The organism is Streptomyces sp. CNT372 (assembly GCF_000377145.1).
Window position 1 is genome coordinate 112,505 of sequence record NZ_KB897787.1, and the last position, 24,596, is coordinate 137,100.

Annotated in this window: 25 protein-coding genes; 11 read left to right on the forward strand and 14 right to left on the reverse strand. The window is 75.1% G+C overall.

All coding sequences use genetic code 11. The annotated features are described in order from the left end of the window. Positions 1-2: 2 nt before the first annotated feature. The 5 genes from C593_RS0123025 to C593_RS0123050 form a co-directional block, all read right to left on the reverse strand. The gene (locus tag C593_RS0123025) at positions 3-887 is read right to left on the reverse strand and encodes a glucose 1-dehydrogenase (RefSeq protein WP_018849685.1); all 885 of its coding nucleotides are present in this window, start codon (positions 885-887) and stop codon (positions 3-5) included. 40 nt (positions 888-927) lie between these two features. Then, the gene (locus tag C593_RS0123035; RefSeq protein ID WP_018849686.1) at positions 928-1,977 is read right to left on the reverse strand and encodes an iron-containing redox enzyme family protein; all 1,050 of its coding nucleotides are present in this window, start codon (positions 1,975-1,977) and stop codon (positions 928-930) included. Continuing rightward, positions 1,974-2,177, reverse strand: coding sequence for a CDGSH iron-sulfur domain-containing protein (locus tag C593_RS0123040; RefSeq protein ID WP_026277993.1), 204 nt, complete (start codon positions 2,175-2,177; stop codon positions 1,974-1,976). The genes C593_RS0123035 and C593_RS0123040 overlap by 4 nt, the downstream gene beginning before the upstream one ends. 37 nt (positions 2,178-2,214) lie before the next feature. After that, the gene (locus tag C593_RS0123045; protein WP_018849688.1) at positions 2,215-2,907 is read right to left on the reverse strand and encodes a HemK2/MTQ2 family protein methyltransferase; all 693 of its coding nucleotides are present in this window, start codon (positions 2,905-2,907) and stop codon (positions 2,215-2,217) included. A 65-nt stretch (positions 2,908-2,972) separates the two neighbouring features. Further along, positions 2,973-4,157 carry a zinc-dependent alcohol dehydrogenase gene (locus tag C593_RS0123050; protein ID WP_018849689.1) on the reverse strand — a complete coding sequence of 395 codons (1,185 nt, stop codon included), beginning with the start codon at positions 4,155-4,157 and terminating at the stop codon, positions 2,973-2,975. A 214-nt stretch (positions 4,158-4,371) separates the two neighbouring features. On the opposite strand from C593_RS0123050, the gene C593_RS0123055 reads away from it, so the two are divergent. Together C593_RS0123055 and C593_RS0123060 are read left to right on the forward strand one after the other, a co-directional pair. Continuing rightward, positions 4,372-5,445 carry an NAD-dependent epimerase/dehydratase family protein gene (locus C593_RS0123055; RefSeq protein WP_018849690.1) on the forward strand — a complete coding sequence of 358 codons (1,074 nt, stop codon included), beginning with the start codon at positions 4,372-4,374 and terminating at the stop codon, positions 5,443-5,445. 78 nt (positions 5,446-5,523) lie between these two features. Then, on the forward strand, positions 5,524-6,486 hold the full coding sequence (locus C593_RS0123060) for an LLM class F420-dependent oxidoreductase (protein WP_018849691.1): 963 nt from the start codon (positions 5,524-5,526) through the stop codon (positions 6,484-6,486). Between the two features lie 81 nt (positions 6,487-6,567). Here C593_RS0123060 and C593_RS0123065 read toward each other — a convergent pair whose 3' ends face one another. Then, positions 6,568-7,119 carry a hypothetical protein gene (locus C593_RS0123065; protein ID WP_486591172.1) on the reverse strand — a complete coding sequence of 184 codons (552 nt, stop codon included), beginning with the start codon at positions 7,117-7,119 and terminating at the stop codon, positions 6,568-6,570. A 225-nt stretch (positions 7,120-7,344) separates the two neighbouring features. Between C593_RS0123065 and C593_RS30295 the strand changes: the two genes are divergently transcribed. Continuing rightward, a complete protein-coding gene (locus tag C593_RS30295) occupies positions 7,345-7,527 on the forward strand; it encodes a hypothetical protein (protein WP_018849693.1) in 183 nt (60 codons plus the stop codon). A gap of 141 nt (positions 7,528-7,668) precedes the next feature. Here the strand turns inward: C593_RS30295 and C593_RS0123075 are convergent, their stop codons facing one another. The 4 genes from C593_RS0123075 to C593_RS0123090 all read right to left on the reverse strand — a co-directional run bounded on the left by C593_RS0123075 (position 7,669) and on the right by C593_RS0123090 (position 9,054). Beyond that, positions 7,669-7,869: a CsbD family protein gene (locus C593_RS0123075; RefSeq protein ID WP_018849694.1), complete on the reverse strand. Its 201-nt coding sequence runs from the start codon at positions 7,867-7,869 to the stop codon at positions 7,669-7,671. Between the two features lie 129 nt (positions 7,870-7,998). Further along, complete coding sequence (locus C593_RS33450) at positions 7,999-8,154, reverse strand: DUF6131 family protein (protein WP_018849695.1); 156 nt, start codon at positions 8,152-8,154, stop codon at positions 7,999-8,001. A gap of 144 nt (positions 8,155-8,298) precedes the next feature. Beyond that, positions 8,299-8,793, reverse strand: coding sequence for a peptidylprolyl isomerase (locus C593_RS0123085; RefSeq protein WP_018849696.1), 495 nt, complete (start codon positions 8,791-8,793; stop codon positions 8,299-8,301). A gap of 24 nt (positions 8,794-8,817) precedes the next feature. Then, entirely contained in the window at positions 8,818-9,054 is a 237-nt protein-coding gene (locus C593_RS0123090; protein WP_018849697.1) for a hypothetical protein, read from the reverse strand. Positions 9,055-9,703: 649 nt separating this feature from the next. On the opposite strand from C593_RS0123090, the gene C593_RS0123095 reads away from it, so the two are divergent. From C593_RS0123095 to C593_RS0123105, 3 genes are read left to right on the forward strand one after another with little or no spacing between them, the layout of a single operon-like run. Next, positions 9,704-10,699 carry a carbohydrate kinase family protein gene (locus C593_RS0123095; RefSeq protein ID WP_026277995.1) on the forward strand — a complete coding sequence of 332 codons (996 nt, stop codon included), beginning with the start codon at positions 9,704-9,706 and terminating at the stop codon, positions 10,697-10,699. 45 nt (positions 10,700-10,744) lie between these two features. Beyond that, the gene (locus C593_RS30300; RefSeq protein WP_018849699.1) at positions 10,745-11,116 is read left to right on the forward strand and encodes an SMR family transporter; all 372 of its coding nucleotides are present in this window, start codon (positions 10,745-10,747) and stop codon (positions 11,114-11,116) included. Next, positions 11,113-11,445, forward strand: coding sequence for an SMR family transporter (locus tag C593_RS0123105; protein ID WP_018849700.1), 333 nt, complete (start codon positions 11,113-11,115; stop codon positions 11,443-11,445). The genes C593_RS30300 and C593_RS0123105 overlap by 4 nt, the downstream gene beginning before the upstream one ends. 46 nt (positions 11,446-11,491) lie before the next feature. Here the strand turns inward: C593_RS0123105 and C593_RS0123110 are convergent, their stop codons facing one another. Beyond that, a complete protein-coding gene (locus C593_RS0123110; RefSeq protein WP_018849701.1) occupies positions 11,492-12,913 on the reverse strand; it encodes an MFS transporter in 1,422 nt (473 codons plus the stop codon). Between the two features lie 244 nt (positions 12,914-13,157). Here C593_RS0123110 and C593_RS0123115 point away from each other — a divergent pair, with 244 nt between their 5' ends. From C593_RS0123115 to C593_RS0123125, 3 genes are all read left to right on the forward strand, one after another. After that, positions 13,158-13,970, forward strand: coding sequence for a hypothetical protein (locus C593_RS0123115; protein ID WP_018849702.1), 813 nt, complete (start codon positions 13,158-13,160; stop codon positions 13,968-13,970). 206 nt (positions 13,971-14,176) lie between these two features. Further along, a complete protein-coding gene (locus tag C593_RS0123120; RefSeq protein WP_018849703.1) occupies positions 14,177-16,339 on the forward strand; it encodes a SpoIIE family protein phosphatase in 2,163 nt (720 codons plus the stop codon). Positions 16,340-16,494: 155 nt separating this feature from the next. Continuing rightward, a complete protein-coding gene (locus tag C593_RS0123125; RefSeq protein ID WP_018849704.1) occupies positions 16,495-18,825 on the forward strand; it encodes a SpoIIE family protein phosphatase in 2,331 nt (776 codons plus the stop codon). A gap of 30 nt (positions 18,826-18,855) precedes the next feature. Here C593_RS0123125 and C593_RS0123130 read toward each other — a convergent pair whose 3' ends face one another. From C593_RS0123130 to C593_RS0123140, 3 genes are all read right to left on the reverse strand, one after another. Then, the gene (locus C593_RS0123130; RefSeq protein ID WP_051093759.1) at positions 18,856-20,124 is read right to left on the reverse strand and encodes an MFS transporter; all 1,269 of its coding nucleotides are present in this window, start codon (positions 20,122-20,124) and stop codon (positions 18,856-18,858) included. Between the two features lie 210 nt (positions 20,125-20,334). Continuing rightward, positions 20,335-20,793 (reverse strand): hemerythrin domain-containing protein, encoded by a 459-nt coding sequence (locus C593_RS0123135; RefSeq protein WP_018849706.1) that lies wholly within the window; start codon positions 20,791-20,793, stop codon positions 20,335-20,337. A 142-nt stretch (positions 20,794-20,935) separates the two neighbouring features. Continuing rightward, positions 20,936-21,394 carry an SRPBCC family protein gene (locus C593_RS0123140; RefSeq protein WP_018849707.1) on the reverse strand — a complete coding sequence of 153 codons (459 nt, stop codon included), beginning with the start codon at positions 21,392-21,394 and terminating at the stop codon, positions 20,936-20,938. Between the two features lie 283 nt (positions 21,395-21,677). On the opposite strand from C593_RS0123140, the gene C593_RS30305 reads away from it, so the two are divergent. Both C593_RS30305 and C593_RS0123150 read left to right on the forward strand, forming a co-directional pair. Next, positions 21,678-23,396: a hydrogenase maturation protein gene (locus tag C593_RS30305; RefSeq protein WP_037746847.1), complete on the forward strand. Its 1,719-nt coding sequence runs from the start codon at positions 21,678-21,680 to the stop codon at positions 23,394-23,396. Positions 23,397-23,457: 61 nt separating this feature from the next. After that, the gene (locus C593_RS0123150) at positions 23,458-24,543 is read left to right on the forward strand and encodes an NADH-quinone oxidoreductase subunit B family protein (protein WP_018849709.1); all 1,086 of its coding nucleotides are present in this window, start codon (positions 23,458-23,460) and stop codon (positions 24,541-24,543) included. The last annotated feature ends 53 nt before the right edge of the window (positions 24,544-24,596 follow it).

Here is a 24,596-nt window from a genome sequence, read left to right on the forward strand (position 1 = left end):
GCTCAGGGCAGGGGGGTGCCGCCGGTGACGTTGACGACCTCGGCGGTGACGTAACTCGCCTGCTCCGATGCCAGGAACACGTACGCGGGCGCCAGTTCGGCCGGCTGTGCGGCCCGCCCCAGCGGCGACTGCTTGCCGAACTCCGTGGTGTCCGGCATCGTCGCCGGGATCAGCGGCGTCCACACCGGCCCCGGCGCGACGGCGTTCACACGGACGCCCCGCTCGGCCACCATCTGCGCCAGTCCCTGGGTGAAGGTGACGATCCCACCCTTGGTCATCGCGTAGTCCAGCAGGTGCGGACTGGGCTTGTACGCCTGCACCGAGGTCGTGTTGATGATGCTGCCGCCCCGCGGGATGTGGGGCAGCGCCTCCTTGCACAGCCAGAACATGCCGTACAGATTGGTGCGCACCACCCGGTCGAACTGCTCCGTGCTGATCGCCTCGATACCGTCCGGCTGGGACATCTGGTAAGCGGCGTTGTTGACCAGGACGTCGATCCGGCCGAACCGGTCCACGGCGATACGGACGAGGGCCCGGCAGGCGTCCTCCGTGCGCACGTCGCACTCCACGGGCACCGCCTGCCGCCCCGCCTCCTTCACCAGGAGGGCGGTCCCGGCCGCGTCCTGAGCCTCCTCGGGCAGATGGGTGAAGACGACGTCGGCGCCCTCGCGGGCGTAGGCGAGCGCGACCGCGCGGCCGATGCCGGAATCGCCACCGGTGATCACCGCCACCCGGTCGGCCAGCAGACCGTGGCCGGTGTAGCTGTCCTCGCCGTGGTCCGGCCGGGGGTCCATCGCCTCGGTCCGGCCGGGCGGGGACTGCTCCTGTGCGGGGAAGTCCGGCCGGGGGTGGCGGGTGACCGGGTCCTCGTCGGGTCGGGAATCCACTGTGCCTCCAAGTGCGTGCGGGTGCGGGTGGGGGTGGGTCTCAGGCGCCCGGCGCGGCGTCCGGCGTGAGGGGGACGCGGAGGCTGCTGCGGCCCGCGTCCCACGCGGCGAGGACGGCCGCGCCGAAGCGGGCTTCCACGGCATCGGTCGCGGCCACGCCGAAGGCCACGTCCCGGCCCAGGGACGGTTCGTCCGCCAGCAGGCCGCCCACCACATCGCGGCGGACCACCTGTTCATGGACCGCGTCGGCCGTGACGTGCTCGTCGTAGAAGTGCTCGGCCGCCGGGCCCGCCCCCGTGCGGCGCATCGCCGCGGCCAGCCGCCGGGACGCGGGCGAGGAGGTCGTCTCGACATGCGCGAAGTGCCCGACCAGCGCGCCACGCAGCGACCGGTGCAGCCCGAACAGGGACATCATGTTGACCACGGCGAGCATCTCGGGCCCGGCCGCGTCCGTATAGCGGCCGTAGGAGGCGTCCAGGCCCAGATCGCGCATCAGGCCGGCGAACAGCTCCGCGTGCACGCGCTCCGCCCGGCCGCCGCCGAACTCGTCGAACTCGACCGCCGTGAACGCCGCCTTCGCCCGTCCGCGCAGCCGGGGGATCACCCAGGCGTGCGGGTCGGCCTCCTTCAGGTGGTACAGCGAACGCTGCGCCGCGTACTCCCGCACCTGCTCGCGGGTGCCGTCGTCGCGCAGGCGGTGGGAGACCCCCGAACCGTCCACCGGCTCCACCAGCAGCGCGTCCAGGGCCTCCCAGGGATCGGCCGGACCGGTCGCCGAGACGCGCAGCACGTCCAGGAAGCGGGCCTCCAGCGCGCGCCGCAGGCCCAGCAGACCCGGGTCCCACTCCCACTCCGGGTCGGTGCCGGTGAAACCCCGGTAGTGCTGCTCGTAGCAGAGGTGCAGTGCCAGGTGCAGGTCCTCGTCCCAGCCGTCCGCCTGCCGCGCGGCCGCCGCGCCCGGGTCCGGGACCGGTCCGCCCGCCGGGCCGCGCAGCGCCCGCAGCAGCGCGTGGGACAGTTCGCCGCGCGGCCCGGGAAGGGGCGCGGAGCCGTCGGCCGGGCCGGCCCGGTGCGTCACGGCGGCCGTCACGACCGGCTCCTGCGCCGGTGGCTGGTGTCGCACCAGGGATAGGCACGGCTGCGGCGGCACAGGCACACCGCGACGGTGAACCGGTCGGAGGCCGCCGTGGTGCCGTCGTCGAGGGTGATCTCCACCGGCCCCTCGACCAGCAGCGGCCCCTCCCTGGTGAGGGTCATCCGGCGCGGCTCCCGCTCTCCGGGACCGGACACCGCCGGGCAGGGCTCACCGGACGCGGGCGCGCGGAGCTCATCGGGCGCGTTCGGCACGGACGATCACCAGTCCTTCCGTCGTGTCACCGGGCGGCAGCAGTCCCTGCGTCCGCAGCCACGCGGCGCGGGAGCGGAGCACCGGCCCGAGGGGGACGCGGACCCGGCGGACCACCTCGGCCGCCAGCCCGCCACGGCGCAGCCGGTCCAGCGTGGTCGCCGGCCCGCTCAGCGCCGAGTGCACCAGCAACAGCGTGCCGCCCGGGCGCAGGTGCGCCCCCGCCTGCGCGCAGACCCGGTCCAGAACGGCGCGCCCGTCCGGGCCGGCGTCCCAGGCGAGCGCCGGGCCGTTCTCCGGGAGGGCGTGGCCGGGAGCGGGCACATAGGGCGGATTGCACAGGATCAGATCGAACCGGCGGCCCGCCACCGGCCCGAACAGATCGCCCCGCAGGACCCGCACCGGCAGACCGGCGAGCGCCGCGTTCCGCCGTGCCCGCGCCACCGCCGGGCCGGACACGTCCACCGCGGTGACCCGTGCCCCGTACCCGGCCGCGGTGAGGGCCAGCACTCCCGTCCCGGTGCCCAGGTCGAGCACCTCCGCGCCCGGGGGCGGTGGCGCCGCCCGGAGGGTGTCGGCCAGCAGCAGACTGTCGGCCTGCGGGGCGTACACCCCGGCGTCGTCCTCCGCCTCCGGCGTGCCGGGGCGCTCCGGGAGCGTGCGGGTCCTCGTCATCGGTCCTGCCTCTCCGGCGGGCTCGGGCTCCGGCCCGGGCGCGGGTGTCCCGCGCGGCCGCCGTGTCACGGGGTGAACAGCACCTTCACGGCGCCGTCCCGCTTCTTCTGGAACATCTCGTACGCGTCGGGCGCCTGCGCCAGCGGCATCCGGTGCGTGGCGAACCCCTCGGTGCCCAGCGGATCGCCGTCGGTCACGAGGGGCAGCAGGTCGTCCATCCAGCGCCGCACGTTCGCCTGGCCCATCCGCAACTGGATCTGCTTGTCGAACATCGCGAGCATCGGCATGGGGTCCGCCATCCCGCCGTACACACCGGAGACCGACACCGTCCCGCCCCGGCGGACCATGTCCAGCGCCAGGTGCAGGGCGGGCAGCGGGTCCACCGCGGCACGCTCCATCAGGCGGGCGGCGAGCGCGTCCGGCAGGAGCGAGGTGATCTGCTGCGCGCCCTTGGCGGCCGGCGACCCGTGGGCCTCCATGCCGACGGCGTCGATCACCGCGTCCGGGCCGCGCCCGCCGGTGGCGTCCCGCACGGCGTCCGCCAGCGCGTCGCCGTAGTCGTCGAGACCGAAGGTGCGCACCCCGCGGGCGCGCGCCCGGGCCAGCCGTTCCGGGACGAGGTCGACGCCGATGACCTGGCCCGCCCCGCGGTGCGCGGCGATCCTGGCGCACATGTCGCCGATCGGGCCCAGTCCGATGACCGCCACACTGCCCTCAGGGGGCACCGCCGCGTACTCCACGGCCTGCCACGCCGTCGGCAGCACGTCGGACAGATAGACGAACCGCTCGTCCGGAGGCCCCTCGGGGACCTTGACGGGCAGCCGGTCGCCGAACGGCACCCGCAGGTACTCCGCCTGCCCGCCCGGCACCTGCCCGTACAGCTTGGTGTAGCCGAACAGCGCGGCGCCCTTGCCGTACGCGCGGACCTGGGTGGTCTCGCACTGCGAGTGCAGCCCCTGGCCGCACATCCAGCAGCTGCCGCACGAGACGTTGAACGGCACCACCACCCGGTCCCCGGGCCGCAGGGTGCGCACCTCCGGTCCGGTCTCCGCGACCACGCCCATCGGTTCGTGTCCGAGGATGTCACCCGGATCGAGGTACGCCCCGAGCAGTTCGTACAGGTGGAGGTCGGAACCGCACAGTCCGGTCGTGGTGATCCGGACGATCACGTCGTCCGGATCCCTGATCACCGGGTCCGGCACGGTCCCGACCCGCACATCGCGCTTTCCCTGCCAGGTCAGAGCCTTCATGGTGTCCTCTCCGCAGGGCGGTACGGGGCCGCCCTGCGAGTCGGGGTACCCAGGGCGCCGGACTTCATGGGCGCGCGCCACGAAACGAAACGGAGGGGGCGCGGCGGACGGGTGGCCCCGGCCCGCCGGGGGACCCGCCCCGCATGCGGAGGGCTCGCGCGGGTACCCGGCCGCCGGCCCCGGAGCGCCCGGGGCCCGGACGGAGGGTGACGCCATGAGCGACGAAGCGGCCGGCACACGCCACGACGACGGCGGCGGCGGGCACGACGACGGCGGGCGCGCGGGCGGCCTCAGGGTCGTCGTCACGGGCGCCACCGGCAACGCCGGCACCAGCGTGGTGCGGGCTCTCGCCGCCGCCCCCCGCGTCGGCACGGTCCTCGGCCTGGCCCGGCGCACACCGGGGCTCGACCTCCCCGGGGTGGAGTGGGCCGCGGCGGACGTCGCCCCGGGCGGTGACGACCTCGCCCCGCTCTTCGCCGGTGCCGACGCCGTCGTCCACCTGGCCTGGAGGTTCCGGCCCACGCGCGACCCCGTCACCACGTGGCGCACCAACGTCCTCGGCAGCCTGCGGGTGTTCCGCGCCGCCGCTGCCTCGGGCGCCGGGGCCCTGGTGCACGCCTCCTCCGTCGGCGCCTACAGCCCCGGCCCCAAGGACCGGCCGGTCGACGAGAGCTGGCCCACCGACGGCTGGCCACAGGCGGCGTACTGCCGGGAGAAGGCCTACCTGGAGCGCGTCCTGGACACCTTCGAGCGGGACCACCCCGGGATCCGGGTGGTCCGCATGCGCCCGGCGTTCCTCTTCAAGCGGGAGGCCGCCCCGGAACAGCTCCGGATCTTCGGCAACCGGCTGGTGCCGCCGGGGCTGGTGCGCCGCGAGTGGCTGCCCGCCGTCCCCGACCTGCCCGGCCTCACCTTCCAGGCCCTGCACACCGACGACGCGGCCGCCGCCTACCGGGAAACGGTCCTGCGGCCCGTCCGTGGCGCGTTCAACCTGGCGGCCGACCCGCCACTGGACTCGGCCGTGCTGGCCGGCCTGCTCGGGGCCCGCGTCGTGCGCCTGCCCGCCGCGCCGGTCCGCGCGGTCCTGGCGGCGGCCTGGCGGGCCCGCCTGGTCGGCGCCTCACCCGGCCTGTTCGACGCCGTTCTGCGGCTGCCGCTGATGGACGCCGGCCGGGCCCGGGACGAGCTGGACTGGCGGCCGCGGCACACCGCCCGGGCCGCGATGGAGGAGTTCCTCGCCGGGCTGCGCGAACCCGTGGGCGAGGACACCGCCCCGCTGGCGGCCTGAGCGTCCGGCCGGGCCGCGCCCATCCCGCCTCGCCGACCGGCCGTGTTTCCCCTCCCCGGAGCTGGGCACCCGGCGCGCATGGTGAACATCGGCTACACGATGATGACCGAGCAGGCCGGCCCCCGGCAGCTGGTGGACCATGTGGTCCACGCCGAGGACGTCGGCTTCGGCTTCTCGGTCACCTCCGACCACGCCTTCCCGTGGCTGCGCTCCCAGGGGCACTCCCCGTACGCGTGGAGCGTTCTCGGAGCCGCCGCCCAGGCGACCTCCGAGATCCCCCTCATGACGTATGTGACCTGCCCGACGATGCGCTACCACCCGGCCGTCGTGGCACAGAAGGCGGCGACGCTGCAACTCCTGTCCGAGGGCCGCTTCCGTCTCGGCCTCGGCTCCGGGGAGAACCTGAACGAGCACATCGTCGGCCCCTGGCCCGGCGCGGACGTCCGGCTCGGGATGCTCCGCGAGGCGGTGGAGATCATCCGCGAGCTGTTCCGCGGCGAGCACGTCAGCCGTCGCGGCGGCTACTTCACCGTGGAGTCCGCCCGCCTGTGGGACCTCCCCGAGGAGCCGCCCCCGATCGGCGTCGCCGTCTCCGGACCCCGGTCCTGCGAGCTGGCCGGGGAACTGGCGGACCTGCTGATCGCGGTGGAGCCGAAACGCGGCCTCGTCGACGCCTTCGACCGCGCGGGCGGCACGGGCAAGCCCCGCATCGGGCAGCTGCCGATCTGCTACGACACCGACCGCGAACGCGCGGTGGAACGCGCGCACGACCAGTTCCGCTGGTTCGCGGGCGGCTGGAAGGTCAACTCCGAACTCCCGCACCCCGACGCCTTCGAGGCCGCGACGCAGTTCGTCGGGCCGGAGGACGTGGCCGCGTCCATCCCCTGCGGGGACGACCCCGAAGCGGTCGCCCGGGCCGTGCAGGAGTTCGCCGACGCGGGCTTCACCGATGTGGCGCTCGTCCAGATCGGCGGCGACACCCAGCACGACTTCCTCGAATGGGCCGGGGACAAGCTCCTGCCCGAACTGCGCGCCGTCTGACGGTCTTCGCCTGCCGCGTCCGGCCGCGTGCCGTTTCCTCCGGCAGCTGCCGGAGGAAACGGCACGCGGCCGGCGGGCGGTTCACCCCCCGGCCGTCAGCCGGTCCGGGACCTGGGTGAGCAGCAGCCGGCCGTCGGCGCGCACATTGCACTCCGCTATCGTCCGCTCGGTCAGGCTCACCTGCCCGTCCCGGGTCTCCAGCCGCAGCGTGACCTTCAACTCGCCCAGACCGGTGCGTGGCCCGTCCGCCTGCGCGAAATCCCGGTACAGGGTGTTCGGCCAGCGGTCCGGGTCGGCGTCCTGCCAGAGGCGCAACTCCCGGTCGCTGTACCGGCAGTGCTGGCCCCCGTGCGGCTCCTGCAACAGGGAGTGGCTCATCGGCAGGGCGCCGAACAGCGGTACCAGCCGGGTGCGCAGCCGGTCGTTCTCCACCAGCCGGTGCTGCTGCCAACTCCGGCCCGCGGGCACGGTCATGCGCAGCGCCGCGAGGACAAACGGATGGCCCTGGCCCGAGACCACGGGGTGGTCCTCCCGCCACTGGGGCCACACGGGCCCGGCCTGCGTCGCCCCCGGACGCGGCGCGGCGGCGCCGGAACCCCGGCCGGGCAGCCGCACGACCTGATCGTCTTTCACCGGAGAATTATGGACCAGAAGGGGCCCGTGCGACATGCCCGGCCGCCCTCCCCGAGGTGATCGGGGAGCACCGGGGCGCAAAGGGGCCGCCCCCGCGCCACCGGCGCACGCCCCCGGCCACCCCGCGGCGGCCCGGGGAGTGGGACGCCCCGCGGCGGGTACCCGTCGACTCCGGCCGGGAGTACCCGGACGGAACGACCAGACACAGGACAGGAGCGCGACACAGTGACCGTGGATTCCGAGGACTACCGCCCCGAGGGCTTCGAGGGCCCCGGCGATCCGCTGCCCCGAGACATGCCCGACCAGCAGGCGGGCCGGCAGGAGGCCGACGAGGACGACGACGGCGAGGCGTCGCCCGAACCCCCGGACGCCGAGGAGTCGCCGGAGCCGGGGGAGTCCCCGGGCTGACGCGGACCCGGGCCGGCACCGACTGCCGACGCGGACTCGGGCAGCGCGGGACGGGCGTACGGAAGGGCCGGCTCATGAGCCGGCCCTTCCGTACGCCCGCTGTGGCCGCAGGCGGCCACGCACGCTCAGCAGCTCGGTATCTCAGCGGTCGCCCTTGAGGGCGTCCCGTACCTTTCCGGCGCTGTCCTTCGCTTTTTCCTTCGCGTCACGCAGCGACCCCTGGGACTTCTCGGCGCGGCCTTCCGCGGCCATGCTCTCGTCGTCCGTGGTCCGGCCGGCGCCTTCCTTGAGCTTTCCCTTGCCCTGCTCGTACTTCGCCTTGGCCTTTTCGTTCGCGCTCACGATGTCACCTTTCCTCTGAAGCCTGCGAGGCGCCTGAAGTCTTCTGAAGTGAAGCCGTCGGAAGAATCCACGTCGTGCCGAGACTACGGCGACGGCGCTGATCGTGCCTGATGGCAGCTGGTTCCGCGGTCACCAGTAGTGACGGCGCCCGCCGACCGAACGCCCCAGGGCGCCGAGAAGCCAGAGTGCGGCCCCGATGGCGATCAGCACGATTCCGATGGTCCACAGAATTCCGATGCCGGCCACAGCGCCGACGATGAGAAGTATGAGCCCCAGAATGATCATTATCTGTTCCTCCGGTCGACTGTCCCCGCGAGTGAGGGTTACCGCTCCGCACGTTGTCAAACGGAGGAGAAAAGGGAAAATAAACGGGCCGTGGCGCGCAGCGGAAACGCTGCGCGCCACGGCCCGCGCCGTACGGCGAAAGGATCAGGCGCCGACGACACCCGACTTGGCGATCGTGACCTTCGAGCTCAGCGCACCGGTGCGCGAACCGAGGGCCTCGATCTCCTTGACGAGCTCCATGCCCTCGACGACCTCGCCGAAGACGACGTGCTTGTTGTCCAGCCAGTCCGTCACGATGGTCGTGATGAAGAACTGCGAACCGTTGGTGTTCGGGCCCGCGTTGGCCATCGAGAGCTGGCCCGGCTTGGTGTGCTTGAGCTCGAAGTTCTCGTCGGCGAACTTCTCGCCGTAGATGCTGCGGCCGCCGGTGCCGTTGCCGGCGGTGAAGTCGCCGCCCTGCAGCATGAAGTCCGGGATGACCCGGTGGAACGACGAACCCTCGTAGCCGTAGCCGTGCTCACCGGTCGCCAGCTCGCGGAAGTTCTTCGCGGTCTTCGGGACGACCTCGTCGAAGAGCTGGAAGACGATCCGGCCGGCGGGACGGTCGTCGATCGTGATGTCGAAGTACACATTGCTCATGCGGCCATCCTGGCATCCCGGCCGCTACCGGCGCACATCAGGCCCCAGGCGGGGCGGCGGGTCCCGCTCCCCGGCGGGGTACCGCACCCCGGAGAAGCCCCGGTCCCTCGGCGGGTCCGGGGCAGGGTCCGGGTGCCGTACCACCCGGCCCGAGCGGAGTCCGGGCCGGCCGCCGGTGAAGCCGGCGGGGAAGCGCCGGTCGTGCGGGACGGCGACCACCGCCCCGGCGAACTGTGCGAGTGCCGCCTCCCACTCCTCCACTCCTCCACCGGAGCCGGCGCGACATGGGTCGTCGGTTCGCCGAGCACCAGGAGGCCGGCCGCGACAGCAGCCGGGCCAGTGCGAGCCGCCGCTGCCGGCCGGCCGGAAGCGTCGCGACCGGCACCTCCAGGTCCCCGTCGTGGAACAGCTCGAGCCCCGGCAACTCCTGTGCGTGGTCCTCCGGGACACCCGGCAGGCCCTCCGCGTACGCGGCGAGCAGGTGCCCCGGTCCGGGCGGTCCGGGAGTTCCTGCGGCGGGCGGCGGCAGGTCGTCGAAGGCGACCGGCGCCACGTCCCGGCGGCCGGACCGACCCAGTCCGGTCACCGTGCCCGTCGCCGTCACGTTGCCGCCGCGAACAGCGCCGCCGGCGGATCGGGCAGGGCCGGCAGCGCCCGCGCCGCCGCGACGGCGCCCCGGCCCGGCGCCGTCGCTGCCGGTGCCGGGCCCGGCGGAGCCCGGTGTCCACGCTGACAGTTGTCCTCGTTGACACCGGTGCGGGCGGATGGTGGACTTCCCGGCGTTCCCGCACCGGCCCACGCGGCCCGCCACCGCCGCCCACGCGGCCCCGCTCCGCACCGCCACCTGCGCGGCCCGCCCCCGGCGCCCACGCGCCGCCCCGCGACCGGCTCACCGCCCGAGGAGACCGCCATGCGCCGAGAGCCTCCCGTGCGCCCCTCGCCCGTCACCGTCCTCGGCGAGTGCGTCGCGGACGCCTTCACCGGACCGGCGGACAGGACCCCGGACGCGCTGACCCTGCGCGTACTGCCCGGCGGCGGACCCGCCAACACCGCCGTCGCCCTGGCCCGGCTCGGCACGCCCGCCCGGTTCCTGGCCCGCCTCGGCGACGACGTGTTCGGGCGGCTGTTCCGCCGGCGGCTGGAGGACTCGGGCGTGGACCTGTCGGCCGCCGTCCGCGCCGCCGAACCGAGCACCCTCGCCGTCGCGGAACTGGACGCGGCCGGGCAGGCCGCGTACTCCTTCCACGCCGAGGGAACAGCCGACTGGCAGTGGACCCGAGCGGAACTGGACGCCGTCCCGCTGGACGGCGTCACCTGTGTGCACACCGGCTCGCTCGCCCTGGTCCGGGAGCCCGGCGGCGCGGTCGTCGAGGAGTTCCTCGCCCGCGCGGCACGCGCCGGGGCGACCGTGTCCGTCGACCCCAACGTCCGCCCGCTGCTCGTCCCGCCCGCCGTCTACCGCGAGCGGCTGCCCGTGTGGTGCGCCCTCGCGGACGTGCTGCGCCTCAGCGAGGACGACCTCGCCCTGCTGCTCCCCGGCCGCACCCCCGAAGCGGCCTGCGACGAGTGGCACGCGGCCGGCGTCCCCCTCGTGGTGATCACCCTGGGGGAGCGGGGCGCGCTCGCCTCCCTGGACGGGGAGCGCGTCACGGTCCCGGCCCCGCCGGTGCGCGTCGTGGACACCGTCGGCGCCGGGGACTCGTTCACCGCGGGCCTCCTCCACCACCTCGGCACCCGGGGTGCCCTGGGCGGCGGGCGGCCGGCCGGGCTGACGATCGGTGAGGTGGCCGGTGCCTGCGCCTTCGCCGCCCGGGTGGCGGCCCTCACCTGCTCGGTCGCCGGCCCCAACCCGCCCCGGGCCGACCGGCTGGGCGAGCCGGGCGCGCCCGCACACCCGGGTGGGTAGAGTCCCGCGTGGCCGTCGACCCCCGTGAAGGACCGGACACACCCCATGACGAACAAGTGGCTGCTCCTCGGGGCGGCGATCCTTCTCGAAGTCGCCGCGACGCTCTCCCTGCGCGCGGCGCTGGACCACCCCGCCTGGTACGCGGTGGTCGTGGCCGGCTACGCCGGCGCCTTCACCGCCCTCGGTCTGACGCTGCGTCAGGGCATGGGCATCGGGGTCGCGTACGGTGTCTGGGCCGCCTGCGGGGTCGCCCTCACGGCCGTCCTCGCCGCACTGGTCTTCGGTGATCCGCTCTCCGCCGGGATGGGTGCGGGCATCGTCCTGGTCATCGGCGGTGTCCTGTGCGTCGAACTCGGCGCCCAGGCCGCCCACCGCGAACGCCGGGACGCGGACGGGCGGCAGGGGGAGACGGCGTGAGCTGGGTGATCCTGATGGGCGCGATCCTGTCCGAGGTCGGCGGCACCCTCTCCCTGCGGATGGCCTCCCAACCCGGCGCCGACCGGCGGTGGTTCCTCGCGGTGGGGGCCGGCTACCTCGCCGCCTTCGCCCTGCTGAGCCTCACCCTGAGCCTCGGGGTCGCCCTCGGGGTCGCGTACGGGATCTGGGCCGCCTGCGGGGTCGCGCTCACGGCCCTGGCCTCACGGGTGCTGTTCGGGGAACCGCTCACGGCGGTCATGCTCCTCGGCATCGGTCTCGTCGTCGCGGGTGTGCTGATCATCGAACTCAACGCGGCCCACCACCGCTGAGCGGGCCCGGACGGCCGCCGTACGCGACCGCCGCGGACCCCTCTCGTCAGCGGCCCGGCTCCGGCACGACGACCACCGGGCCCGGCTCGGGACCGTCCTGCGGACGGGCCGCGGGTCCCGGCTCGGGACCGTCCTGCGGACCGGCCCCGGGACCCGGCCCGGGAGCGGCCGCCGCGCCGCCTTCCCGGCCGGGCTCGGGGCGGGCGTCCGGCACCTGGTCCTGCGGCGCGACCGCCCGCACCCGTCCGCGCAGGAACAGGGCGAGGGCCACCCCCAGATAGGGGAGGGCCAGCAGGGCGAACACCCCGCCGTGCGCGAAGTGCGCGGACAGGCCCGCGTACGCGCCGTACGTACCCAGCGTCGCCACGCTGGTGCCGAGACCGGCGAGCGAGGTGACCGTCGCACGGCTCGGCCCGGTGATCGCCGCCTGGAGCCGCGCGTCGGCGAGGACGTCGGCGAGCTGGAAGACCAGGAAACCCGCCGCCACCGCGGCGAACCCGGCCGGATGACCCGAGAGCGCGCCCAGCGCCGTGGCCGCCGCGCCCCCGGCGAGCAGCAGGCCCAGGTCCCGCGAACGGATCCCCTCCGCCCGGCCCACCAGCAGCGAACCGGCGGTCAGCCCCGACCACACCACCAGCGCCAGCAGCGGCACCGTCGTGGCGGCCACGCCGGTCGACGCGGCCAGCAGGGGCACGTACTCGTCCAGCGCGCCCCACACCGAGGTGACAGCGACGCCCAGCAGCAGCGCCCGCCGGACCGGCCGGCTGCGCCGCACCTCGCCCAGACCGGCGCGCAGCGTCGCCACCGGCCCGGGAGCCTCCGCGTCCACCGCCCCGCCCGAGCCGTGGCCCGGGCCTGTCCCCGCCGCCCGGCGCCCGCCGCCCCGGTGCTCCGGCAGCGCCGCGCCCGCCGCCGCGCAGAGCAGACAGGACCCGACGCTCGCCACCGCGATCGCGGGCAGGCCGCCGACCGCGAGGGCCGGTGCCGCGGCCGCCGTGGAGAGGGCCACCGCGACCATCGCCCAGGCCGTGGCCCGGCCCATCACCCGCGCGTACCGCGAGGCGGCGCCCAGCCGTTCCAGTTCGTCGTGCGCCAGCGCCTCGTACGCGCCGGACCGCAGCGCCCCGCCGGCACCCCAGAGCACGAAGCCCGCGGCGAAGGCGCCGTACGACGGGACGGTGAACCACAGGGTGAAACCGGTCGCGGTCAGCAGCGGACCCGCGATCAGCAGCAGCCGTCGCGACAGTACGTCCGCCAGCACACCGGACGGCACCTCCAGGACCAGTCCGGCGAGGGACCACAGGGCGAACAGGGACGAGATCTCGGCCGTGGTGAGGCCGTGGTCGGCGAAGAGGAGTGCGTAGAGGGGGTACAGGAGGACGAAGTCCTCCAGACCCGAGTAGAGGCAGAGCCGCCGCTCCAGACGCCGGACACGGGCGTCGGGCGGGCATGACGACAAGGTGAGCATGGGGAAAGGTCCTTCGACGGGACGGACAGCGGACGCCGGGTGCTCACCCGAGCGGCGGTCCGCGGCAGTCCGTCCTGGGACCAGGGGCGGTGGATCAATGTCGTCGGCGCATAGGGCCGATTCTACGGCAGGGCCCGAGCGGCCGATGCCCCGGAGGAGTGAGCCCGCGGCGACGGGGACCCGTCCCGGGCGCGTCGCGGGTACGCATGGCCCGCACTGTTCCACGAGCGCGGAGGACGCACCCATGCCTGTCCGTCAGCGAGCCGCACGGCTGCTGCTCCCCCCGCTGTGCGCGGCGGCCCTGCTGCTCACCGGATGCTCCACCGGACCCGCCGCGTCCCCGTCCGCCCCGTCCGCCCCGTCCGACGCGTCCACCCCGCCGGCCCCCGCCGCAGGCCCGGCCGGCAGCGGCTCCGACAAGCATGCCGGCACCGAGCAGCGCCCCGCCCCGGCCCCCGCCCCGCGAGCGATCCCCGGTCTGGGACCGGGGACCGCCGCCTCCCTGACCGACGGGACCCACCAGGTCCTGGTCGTCACCGGTGAGACGGCCGACAGCAGCACCGCCACCGCCGTCCTCTGGCAGCGCGAGGACGCCGCCTCCCCGTGGACCCGGGTCCTCGGGCCCTGGCCCGCGCACAACGGCCTGCGCGGCTGGACCCATGAGCACCGGGCGGGCGATCTGCGCAGCCCGATCGGGGTGTTCGGCCTGGGCGACGCGGGCGGCAGACTGCCCGCCCCGGGCGCCCGGCTGCCCTACGACCAGGACCCGGAGTTCGCCGTCTCGGGCACCGGCTTCCTCGGCGAACCCCTGGAGGGCTCCTTCGACCATGTGATCGCCATCGACTACAACCGCGTCCCCGGCCGCACCCCCCTGGACAAGGAACGCCCGCTCGGGGAGGAGCGCGGCGGCGGTGTCTGGGTCCACGTCGACCACGAGGGACCGACCCAGGCGTGCATCTCCCTCCCGGCCGGCCGCATGCGGCAGCTCCTGCGCACCCTGGACCCCGACCGGGGCCCGGTGATCGTCATGGGCCCGGCCGCCGAGCTGCGCACATGAAGCTCCCGCCCGGGCCCGGCCGCGGAGCCGCGTACACGGCCGGCCCGGCCGTGGGCCGGGCCGCACAACACGTCCGCCCGGCCCCGCGTCACGGGCGCGGACGTGTGCTGGTTGAGAGGCTCCCAGGTCGGGAGCATGCTGGGACGAGGGCCGCCACCGGCCCCCGCGACGGCGGACAGGCGCCGGGAAGGGCGAGTGATCTCCCCATGGACGGACACGGCACCGGCCGGGACGCCGCCGCGGAACCGGGGCCGGACGGACCCGACGGGGCGGACACCCCCGGCGGCCCGCCCGCGCCGGACGGCACCGCCGCCGTGGACCTGACCGGCCTGGCGCCCCTGATCATGGAGCAGATGCCGGTCCCCATGGCGTACTACGACCGCAACTGCCGCCGCGTCTGGGCGAACACCGCCGCCCTGCGCGTGGTCGACCGCGAACTCTGGCAGGTCAGCGGTCTGCGCCCGGGTGAACTGGCCCCCGGCGTCGTCATCGGGGGCGGGCAGGAGCTGGAGCAGGTCATGCGCGAGGTGATGGCCTCCGGCGAGTCCCGCACCTACGAGACCTGGCTGCGCCCCGGCGGCGAGCACGTCTGGACGGCCGTCCTCTCACCCGTCACCGACGGCGACGGCCGCGTCCACGGCTGCTCCGTCGTCATTCTGGACATCACCGAGCAGTACCGCGCCCGCGAGCGGATGGCCGTCCTGGACGAGGCCGGCATGCGGATCGGCAGCACCCTGGACGTCGTCCGCACGGCCGGGGAACTGGCCGAGCTGGCCACCGAGAGCTTCGCCGACTTCGTCGCCGTGGACCTGCTGGAGCCGGTCCTCGCCGGGGACGAGCCGCGCCCCCCGCCGCCCGGCACCGACATCGTCTTCCGCCGCACCGCCCAGGCCTCCGTCCTCGACGGCTGCCCCGAGTCGGTCGTCCCCGTCGGCGAGTCCTACGCCCTGGCCCGGGACTCGGCGATGGGACGGGTCCTCGTGCGCGGCGAGGCGGTCCGCCAGGACGTCGACGAGGCCGCGCTGGTGCTCTGGGAGCCCGTCGACCCCGAACGCGTCCGCAGCATGCGCGCCCACCGCGTCCACTCCACCCTGACCGCCCCGCTGCTGGCCCGTGGGGTCAGCCTGGGCATCGCCACCTTCGGCCGGCACCGCAACCCCGACCCCTTCGACGAGGACGACCTCGTGCTCGCCGGAGAGCTGGCCTCCCGCGCCGCCGTGGCCGTGGACAACGCCCGCCGGTACACCCGCGAGCACGCGACCGCCCTCGCCCTCCAGCGCAGCCTGCTGCCCCGCCGGACCGTGCGCCGGCAGGCCGTCGAGGTCGCCTCCCGCTATCTGCCGAACACCACCGGCGCCGGGATCGGCGGGGACTGGTTCGACGTGATCCCGCTCTCCGGCGCCCGCGTCGCCCTGGTCGTCGGCGACGTCGTCGGCCACGGCGTGCAGGCATCGGCGACGATGGGCCGGCTGCGCACCGCCGTGCGGACCCTCGCCGATGTGGACCTCGCACCCGACGAACTCCTCACCCAGCTGGACGACCTGGTCCTGAAACTCGACCGGGAGGAGGCCGTCGACGTGGCGGGCGGTTCCTCCGTCACCGGCGCCACCTGCCTCTTCGCCGTCTACGACCCCGTCACCGGCCACTGCTCCATGGCCCGGGCCGGCCACCCCGAGCCCGTCCTCGTCCGCCCCGACGGCACCGCCTCGCTCATGGAACTCCCCAGCGGCCCGCCGCTCGGCGTGGGCGGGCTGCCCTTCGAGGCGGCCGGGTTCGAGCTGCCCGAGCGGAGCATGCTCGCCCTCTACACCGACGGCCTGGTCGAGGCCCCCGGGCGGGACACCGACGCCGCCCTCACCGTGCTGCGGGACACCCTCGCCCGGCCCACCGGGTCCCTCGACGACACCTGCGACGCCGTGATGGAGGCCCTGCTGCCCGCCCGGCCCGACGACGACGTGGCCCTGCTCCTCGCCCGTGTCGGCCGGCTGGACGCGGACCACCACGCCTCCTGGGAACTGCCCTGCGATCCCTCCGTGGTGGCCCGGGCCCGCAAGTACGCCGCCGCCCAGCTGGAGGCCTGGGGCCTGAGCGACGCCGTCTTCACCACGGAACTCGTCGTCAGCGAACTCGTCACCAACGCGATCCGCTACGGCGGCTCCCCGATCCGGCTGCGCCTGATCCGCGACACCGCCCTCGTCTGCGAGGTGTCCGACGGCAGCAGCACCGCCCCTCATCTGCGCCGCGCCCGGATCTATGACGAGGGCGGCCGGGGCCTGCTCCTCGTCGCCAGCCTCACCGAGTGCTGGGGCACCCGGTACGGGTCCATGGGCAAGACCATCTGGGCCGAGCAGCCGCTCCCCGCGTCCTGAGGCCCCGCTCCGTCCGCCGGACCCCCCGCCGCGCGGGGGCCTCGCTTGTGCGGCGCCCCCACCGGGCTGATTCTGAAGGGATGGAACGTCCCTGGCCTGCACCGGAGTCCCCGGCAGGCACCGCGGCCACGCGAACCGCCTGGTCCGCGCCCGCGATGCCGGCGGACCCGCGCGGGTCCGCCGGCATCGCGGGCGCGGCCACCGTCGTCCTCGACGCCCGGGACACCGTGATCGGATGGAGCCCCGCCGCCGGGGAACTTTTCGGCCTGCCCGCCGCCGAGGCCCTGGGACACCCGCTCTCCGCCGTCCTCGACCTGCCCCCGGACGCCGCGGCCGGCCGCCGCACCGGGACCGCCCGCCACCGGGACGGCCGGCCGGTGGAGGTGGTCGTCACCGTCTGCCCGCTCCCCGGCGGCGGCACGGCGGCCCGCGTCCTCGTCGTCGAGGAACTCGGCCGCAGCCGGGAGGCGGACGCCCGGCTGGCCATGCTCCAGGGCCTCGCCACCCGCTCCCCGCTGGGCCTCGCCGTCTACGACACCGACCTGCGCCTCGTCTGGGCGAACAAGGCCCACGACCACGAGGTCGGCCGCCCCCTCGCCGAGTACCGCGGCCGGCCCGCCGAGGAGCTGTACCCGGACGGCGTCTTCCTCGGCACCGGCCCGCGGACCCTCGGCGAGGTCATGCGCCGGGTCGTCGACACCGGCGAGGTCTTCCTCGACCTGCACTTCCTCGCCCGCCAGCCCAGCGACCCGGACACCTTCCACCTGTGGTCCTGTTCCTACTACCGCCTCCAGGACGCCGAGGGCCGGGTCCTGGGCGTCTGCGAGGACGCCTTCGACATCACCGACCGCCACGAGGCCCAGCAGGGCCTCGCACTCCTCGCCGAGGCGGGGCGCCGCCTCGGCGCCACCCTGGACGTCGCCGCCACCGCCCGGGCCGTCGCGGACGTGGCCGTGCCCCGCTTCGCCTCCCGGGTGACCGTCGACGTGCCCCGGGTGGTGCTGGAGGGCGGCGTCCCCGACCTCGGCCCCGCCACCTCCTGGGTGCGCGTCGCCTCCCTCTCCCACGCGCCCGGCCTGCCGGACCCGGTCCCGGAGGACGCCCCGGTCGTCCACCGGCCCGGCTCCCCGCAGCTGCGCAGCCTCGCCTCCGGCGGCCGGGTGAACGCCGAGGACACCCTCGTCGTCCCCCTGCGCACCGGCGGAGCCGTCCTCGGTCTGGTCACCTTCGTCCGCACCGGCAGCAGGCGCTTCTTCGACAGTGACGCCGTCGCGCTCGCCGACGAACTCGCGGCCCGCGCGGCCCTCGGCATCGACAACGCCCGCCGCTTCACCGCCGAGAGCGCCGCCGCCCTCGCCCTCCAGCGCCAGCTGCTGCCCCAGCACGTGCCCCCGCAGTCCGCCGTCGACATCGCGCACCGCTACCTCCCCGCCGACGACGTCACCGGCGTCGGCGGAGACTGGTTCGACGTCATCCCGCTCTCCGGCGCCCGGGTCGGCCTGGTCGTCGGCGACGTCGTCGGCCACGGGCTCCAGGCCGCCGCCACCATGGGCCGCCTGCGCACCACCGTGGAGGCGCTCGCCACCCTCGACATGGCCCCCGACGAACTGCTGACCCGGCTCGACGACCTGCTCAACCGCGTCCCGGCCGAGGACCCCGGCGGCACAGTGCAGCGCGCATACGCCCAGACGGACGTCACCACGGGCGCGACCTGCCTCTACGCCGTCTACGACCCTGTCACCCGGCGCTGCACCATGGCCCGCGCGGGCCATCTGCCACCGGTGATCGTGCACCCGGACGGCTCCTGCCTCTTCCCCGACCTGCCCGCGGGCCCGCCGCTCGGGCTCGGCGGACTGCCCTTCGAGTCGGCCTCCTTCGACGTGCCCGTCGGCAGCATCCTCGCCCTGTTCACCGACGGTCTGGTCGAGGCCCGGGACCGCGACATCGAGGTCGGGCTCGACACCCTCTGCCGGGTCCTCGGCGCCGGACCCGCGCCCCTGGAGACCCTGTGCGACCGGGTCCTCGCCGAACTCCGTCCCGGCGGCACCGGCGCCGACGACACCGCGCTGCTCCTGGTGCGCACCCGGGAGCTGGAGGCCCGCCGCGTCGTCGCCTGGGACCTGCCGGCCGAACCGGAGGCCGCGGGCCGTGCCCGGGAACTCGTCGCCGGCCAGCTCGGCCGCTGGGACCTCGACGACCTCGCCTTCACCTCCCAGCTCGTCGTCAGCGAACTGGTCACCAACGCGGTCCGCTACGCCGAGGGCCCGCTCCAGCTGCGCCTCATCCGCGACCAGGCGCTGCTCTGCGAGGTCGCCGACACCGGGCACACCTCCCCGCATCTGCGGCACAGCTCGGTCGACGACGAGGGCGGCCGGGGGCTGTTCATCGTCGCCCAGCTGGTGCAGCGCTGGGGCACCCGCTACACCCCGTCCGGCAAGACCATCTGGACCGAGCAGGCGTTCCCGTCGGGCCGCGGCCCGCTCTGACCGGGCCCACCACGACCGGCGCGCCGGGTCTCAGGGCACCCGGGCCGCCTGCCCGGCCTCCCCGCCGCCGACGGCCACCGGCCGCGCCCCGGGCGCGCTCTCCTCGGGCAGCCGCAGGGTGAAGGTGAGCACCAGGGCGACCAGATACAGCGCGGCGAACGCCAGGGTCATGCCCGCCACCCCCGTCAGCGGCAGCAGCACACTGGCCAGCGCCGGGCCGACGAACGCGGCCCCGCCCGCCCCCAGATTGAGCAGGGCCACCGCTCCGCCCTTGTTCTCCGGCGCCATCGACGGCACCAGCGCCGAGATCGGCACGAACCCCGCGAGGGCCGCCCCGTAGAGCATCCCCGCGACGACCGCCGCCCAGTAGTGGTCCGGGCCGAGCCAGGCGGGCACGAAGTACAGCAGGCAGAAGGTCACCGAGCAGCCGAAGGCCCCGAACCAGGCGATCGTCGTGCGCCAGCCGATCCGGTCGGAGAGCGCCCCGAAGAGGAGGTTGAACGCGATGTTGGTGCCGAACACGATCGCGAGGAGGCGCAGCCAGCGGCCGTCGCCGAAGCCGATGTCGTCGGCGAACACCCGGGGCAGATAGACCAGCATCCCGAACATCGGCGCGGTGTTGATCACCCGCACCAGACAGCCGACCAGCACGCGCGGGTGGGTCCACGCCACCGAGACACTGGTGCGCAGGCTCTCCCGCGCACTCACCCCGGGCGGTGCCAGCCGGTCGCCGCCGGCCCGCCCCCGCGCACCCACCAGGGCGAGCAGGGTGCCCGCGACGACCAGCACCAGCGCCGACCAGAGGGTGGCCCGCTCACCGGCGGCCGGGATGCCCACACTGGCCCACAGCGAGCCGAGCGTCGGCAGACCGCCGGTGAACGCGAAGTAGAACCAGCCGACCGCCGCGCCGAGGTGCCGCCGGGGCGCCGCGGCGGTGATCCAGACCAGGAAGCCGAAGGCGAACAGCGGATAGCCGAAGCCGCGCAGACCGTAGAGCACCACCATCAGCGGGTAGTTCTCGGTCCCCAGGGCGGCCAGCAGGAACAGCGCGTGGAACACGGCCCAGACCGCGCCGCCCGCCCACATCACCCGGCGCGGCCCCCAGATCTCGGCCAGCGCCCCGGACAGCCAGGAGCCGAGCATCACGGCGACGCCGTAGGCGGTGATCACATAGCCCGCCCGCACATCGGTCCCGGCGCCGTGGTCGGCCATGTAGGGGGCGAGGAAACCGATCTCCACCCCGTCGCCGATCATGAACAGCAGTACACCGAGATAGCCCGGAAGCAGCTTCCGCGGCATCCCCCACAGCACGGCCCCGCGCCCGCCGGCGGGCGCGGGGCCGGGGTCCGGTCCGTTTCCGTGCGCCCCGCCGGGCCGCACCGGCTGTCCAGGTCGTTTCGCCGGCAAGGCGGCCTCCGGTGTGCTGGCGGGCCCGGGGCCCGGTCCGTCTCCGTGTCGCGGGCCCGCTCGGGGGACCGGGGAATCAGGGGTGCGCGGGGCTTTCGGGATTCAGGGGTGCGCGGGGGTCCGCTCGCGCGAGGCGCGCACCCGGTCGCCCAGCTCGACGAGGATCCGCGGCGGGCAGGACTCGGCCAGCAGCGGGAAGAGATGCTGCTCGCGGGCCGACACCAGCCGGTCCGTGGACGCCCGCAGGGTGGCGAGCAGGGCGGGGAAGCGGCCGTCCCCGGGCGGGCAGGCCTCCAGCTCCCGCAGCAGGCGCTCTGCCTCCGCCCGGTCGGCGATCTCCTGGTCGGCCATGTCGTCGCCGTCGTCCACGAAGCGCCGGACGGCGGGGAAGAGGTACTCCTCCTCCGTCACCGCGTGCCGGACCAGCTTGCCCGTGAGCCGGTCGGCGAGGGGGCGCAGCTCCGGATCGTCGGGGCCGAGGCCCGCGACCCGGGCGAAGAGGTCGTCGATCTCTCTGAGGTCGGCCGACAGCTCGTCGATGACGTTGCCACCGTGGCCCATGGAGATGCTCCTTCTGTGTGTCACGACCGCCCGTCCGCCGCGCACAGGCCGGACCGGGCGCAGGAAAACGCCTGGTCCATGCCTGCCACGGCGACGACCCGCGTTCACCTCGCACGGCCGCTGCCACCCGAACAGGCTGGTCTCAGTCCGGGCGGACGCGCCCCCGCCAGGCGCCCGTCTCGCCGCCGCGGCCCTCGATGTACTCCTTGAAGCGCCGCATGTCGCCCTTGACCCGCCGGTCCACGACCCCGGCCACCGTCGCCGCCGTCTCGGCGACCCCGGTGGGCTCCACGTCCATGACCAGGTCCACCCGGGTGTGCTCCGCGTCCAGGGCCTGGAAGCGCACCATGCCCATCTGCGAGACGTCCCCGCCCGTGGTGCGCCAGGCGATCCGCTCGTCCGGGAGCTGGTCGACGATCTCGGTCTCGAACTCCCGCCGCACGCCGCCGACGCGGGCGACCCAGCGGCTGTGCACGTCGTCGAGCTGACGGACCTCCTCCACGCCCTCCATGAAGCGCGGGAACTCCTCGAACTGCGTCCACTGGTTGTAGGCGGTGCGCAGCGGGACGGCGACCTCCACCGACTCCTTCACCGTGCTCATCACAGTCTCCTCTCCGAGGCCCCGGCGCGGCGGACCGCCCACCGCGCGGGCTCGACGCCCGCCTACCCGGCCCGCGCCGGTTGATGACCCCGCCCTCTGCCCGGCGCGTGGCCGGTGCCCCGGCGCCTGCACGGCCGGTGGACCTCGGCATCCGGCCCAAGCCGGTCCCGTTCGGGTGACGCCCCCGGCGAGGGTCACGGTCCCGCGGTGGCGCCCCGCCACCATCGCGGGGGTCGGCCGGCGCACGATCCGGCCCGTGAGCGGCCGGACCTTCGGAGGGCCCATGCGGATCCTGCTCGTCGCCAGTGCCAACAACAGCCTCACCCAGCGCGTCGGCGCCGAACTGCGCGACCGCGGCCACGAGACCGCCCTCGCCGAGGTCGCGGACGGCGACGACATCGTCCGGGCGGTCGAGGAGCACCGGCCCGGACTCGTGCTCGCGCCCATGCTGCGGACCGTGATCCCGCGCGAGGTCTGGTCCCGCCACCTGTGCCTCGTGGTGCACCCCGGCCCGCCCGGCGACCGGGGCCCCTCCAGCCTGGACCGGGCGATTCTCGACGGGGCGGCGGAGTGGGGCGTCACCGTCCTCCAGGCGGTGGCGGAGATGGACGCGGGCGACGTCTGGGCGTCCGCCGCCTGCCCCCTGCCGCCGCTGGCCAAGAGCGACCTCTACCGGGGCGAGGTCTCCGACGCGGCCGTGGAGGCCGTCCTCCTCGCCGTGGAGCGCGCCACCTCCGGCACCCACCGGCCGCTCCCGCAGGACGCGCCCGGCGGCCGGGCGCCGGGCACCGGGACCCGTCCCTACCTCACCCAGCGGGAGCGCGCCCTCGACTGGACGAAGGACACCACCGAGACCGTCCTGCGCGCTCTGCGGGCCGCGGACTCGCAGCCCGGCGTGCTGGACCGCCTCCTCGGCGGGGACTGGTACCTGCACGGCGGGCACCCGGAGGACACTCTGCGCGGTACCCCCGGCGCACTGGTCGCCACCCGCGACGGCGCGGTCTGCCGGGCCACCGCCGACGGCGCCGTGTGGATCCCCGAGCTGCGCCCCCGGCGCACCCCGGGCGGCCCGGCCGCGTACAAGCTCCCCGCCGCCCTCGCCCTGTCCCGCGCCGGGGTCCTCCCGGATCTGCCCGAGGTCCCCGCACCGCCCCTGGACCCGGGCCTGCCCGGGCCGGGGCGCACCTGGCGGGACATCGCCTACCACGAGGAGGGGGCGGTCGGCCGGCTGTCGTTCTCCTTCCCGGGCGGTGCGATGAGCACCGGGCAGTGCCGCCGCCTGCTGGACGCCTACCGCGCCGCCTGCGAGCGTCCCACCTCCGTCCTGGTCCTCGGCGGCGGGCGGGACTTCTTCTCCAACGGCATCCACCTGGGCGTGATCGAGGCCGCCGCCGACCCGGGCGCGGAGTCGATGGCCAACCTGGAGGCCATGAACGACCTGGTGGAAGCCGTGCTGACCACCACCGACCGGCTGACGGTCGCCGCCGTCGGCGGCAACGCGGCCGCCGGGGGCGTGATGCTCGCCCTGGCCGCCGACGAGGTCTGGTGCCGCTCCGGCTCCGTGCTCAACCCCCACTACCGGCGGATGGGCCTGTACGGCTCCGAGTACTGGACGTACTCGCTGCCCCGCCGGACCGGCGCCGAGCGGGCCCGCCGGCTCACCGAGGAGGCACTGCCGGTGACCGCCCGCACCGCCCTGCGGCTCGGACTGGCGGACCGGATCGCCGACTGCGCCCCGGCCGAGTTCACCGGCAGCGTCACCCGTTCGGCCGGGCGTCTCGCCGCGTTCCCGGCGACCCAGCGGCGCATCGCCGGCAAGAAGGCGGCCCTGGACGCGCAGCGAGAGGTCAGGCCGCTCTCCGTGTACCGGGCGCAGGAGACGGCCCGGATGGAGCGGATCTTCGCCGACCCGGAGGCGCCCTACCACCGGCTGCGGGCCGCCTTCGTCCGCAAGGAGCGGCCCCCGGCCGGTCTGGTGGCGGCGGGGGTGCCCCGCTGTTAGCAAGAGAGATGAGCAGTCGCAGGAGGGGGGTGCCGTCAACAGACGCGCCAGGAGGCGTCCCATGAACGCTGCAAGCCAGACCACCGCCGAGGGCCAGTCCCCGGGTGCGTCCGCCGAGGAAGAGGCCCCGATCCACATCCTCTGGATCAACGCGGGGCTGAGCTGCGACGGTGACTCCGTCGCCCTGACGGCCGCGATGCAGCCCAGCATCGAGGAGATCGTCCTCGGGGCACTGCCCGGCCTGCCGAAGATCCAGGTCCACTGGCCCCTCATCGACTACGAGTGCGGCCCCGTGCAGGGCGCGGACACGTTCATCGAGTGGTTCTTCAAGGGGGAGCGGGGCGAGATCGACCCCTTCGTCCTCGTCGTCGAGGGCTCCATCCCCAACGAGTCCATCAAGCCCGAGGGCTACTGGTGCGGCTTCGGTGACGACCCGGAGACCGGCCAGCCCATCACCACCAGCGAGTGGATCGACCGGCTCGCGCCCAAGGCCCTCGCCGTGGTCGCCATCGGCACCTGCGCCACCTACGGCGGCATCCACGCCATGTCGGGCAACCCGACCGGCGCCATGGGCGTGCCCGACTACCTCGGCTGGGACTGGAAGTCCAAGGCCGGCATCCCCATCGTGTGCGTGCCCGGCTGCCCCATCCAGCCCGACAACTTCTCCGAGACCCTGACCTACCTGCTCTACCAGGCGACCGGCGCCGCGCCGATGATCCCGCTGGACGACAAGCTGCGGCCCACCTGGCTGTTCGGCGCCACCGTCCACGAGGGCTGCGACCGCGGCGGCTACTACGAGCAGGGCCAGTTCGCGCACAGCTACGACTCCCCGCTCTGCCTGGTCAAGCTCGGCTGCTGGGGCCCGGTCGTGAAGTGCAACGTCCCCAAGCGCGGCTGGATGAACGGCATCGGCGGCTGCCCCAACGTCGGCGGCATCTGCATCGCCTGCACCATGCCGGGCTTCCCGGACAAGTTCATGCCGTTCATGGACGAACCCCCCGGAGGCAAGGTCTCCAGCACCGCCAGCGGCGCCTACGGCGCGGTCATCCGGCGGCTGCGGTCCCTCACCGGGAAGACCGTGGACCAGGAGCCCAAGTGGCGCCACACCGGCGAGCGGCTGACCACCGGCTACCGGCCGCCGTGGTGACCGTCCGCCGGCCGGCGAGCCGCACATCCCCGCACATCCGTCACACCTGACGA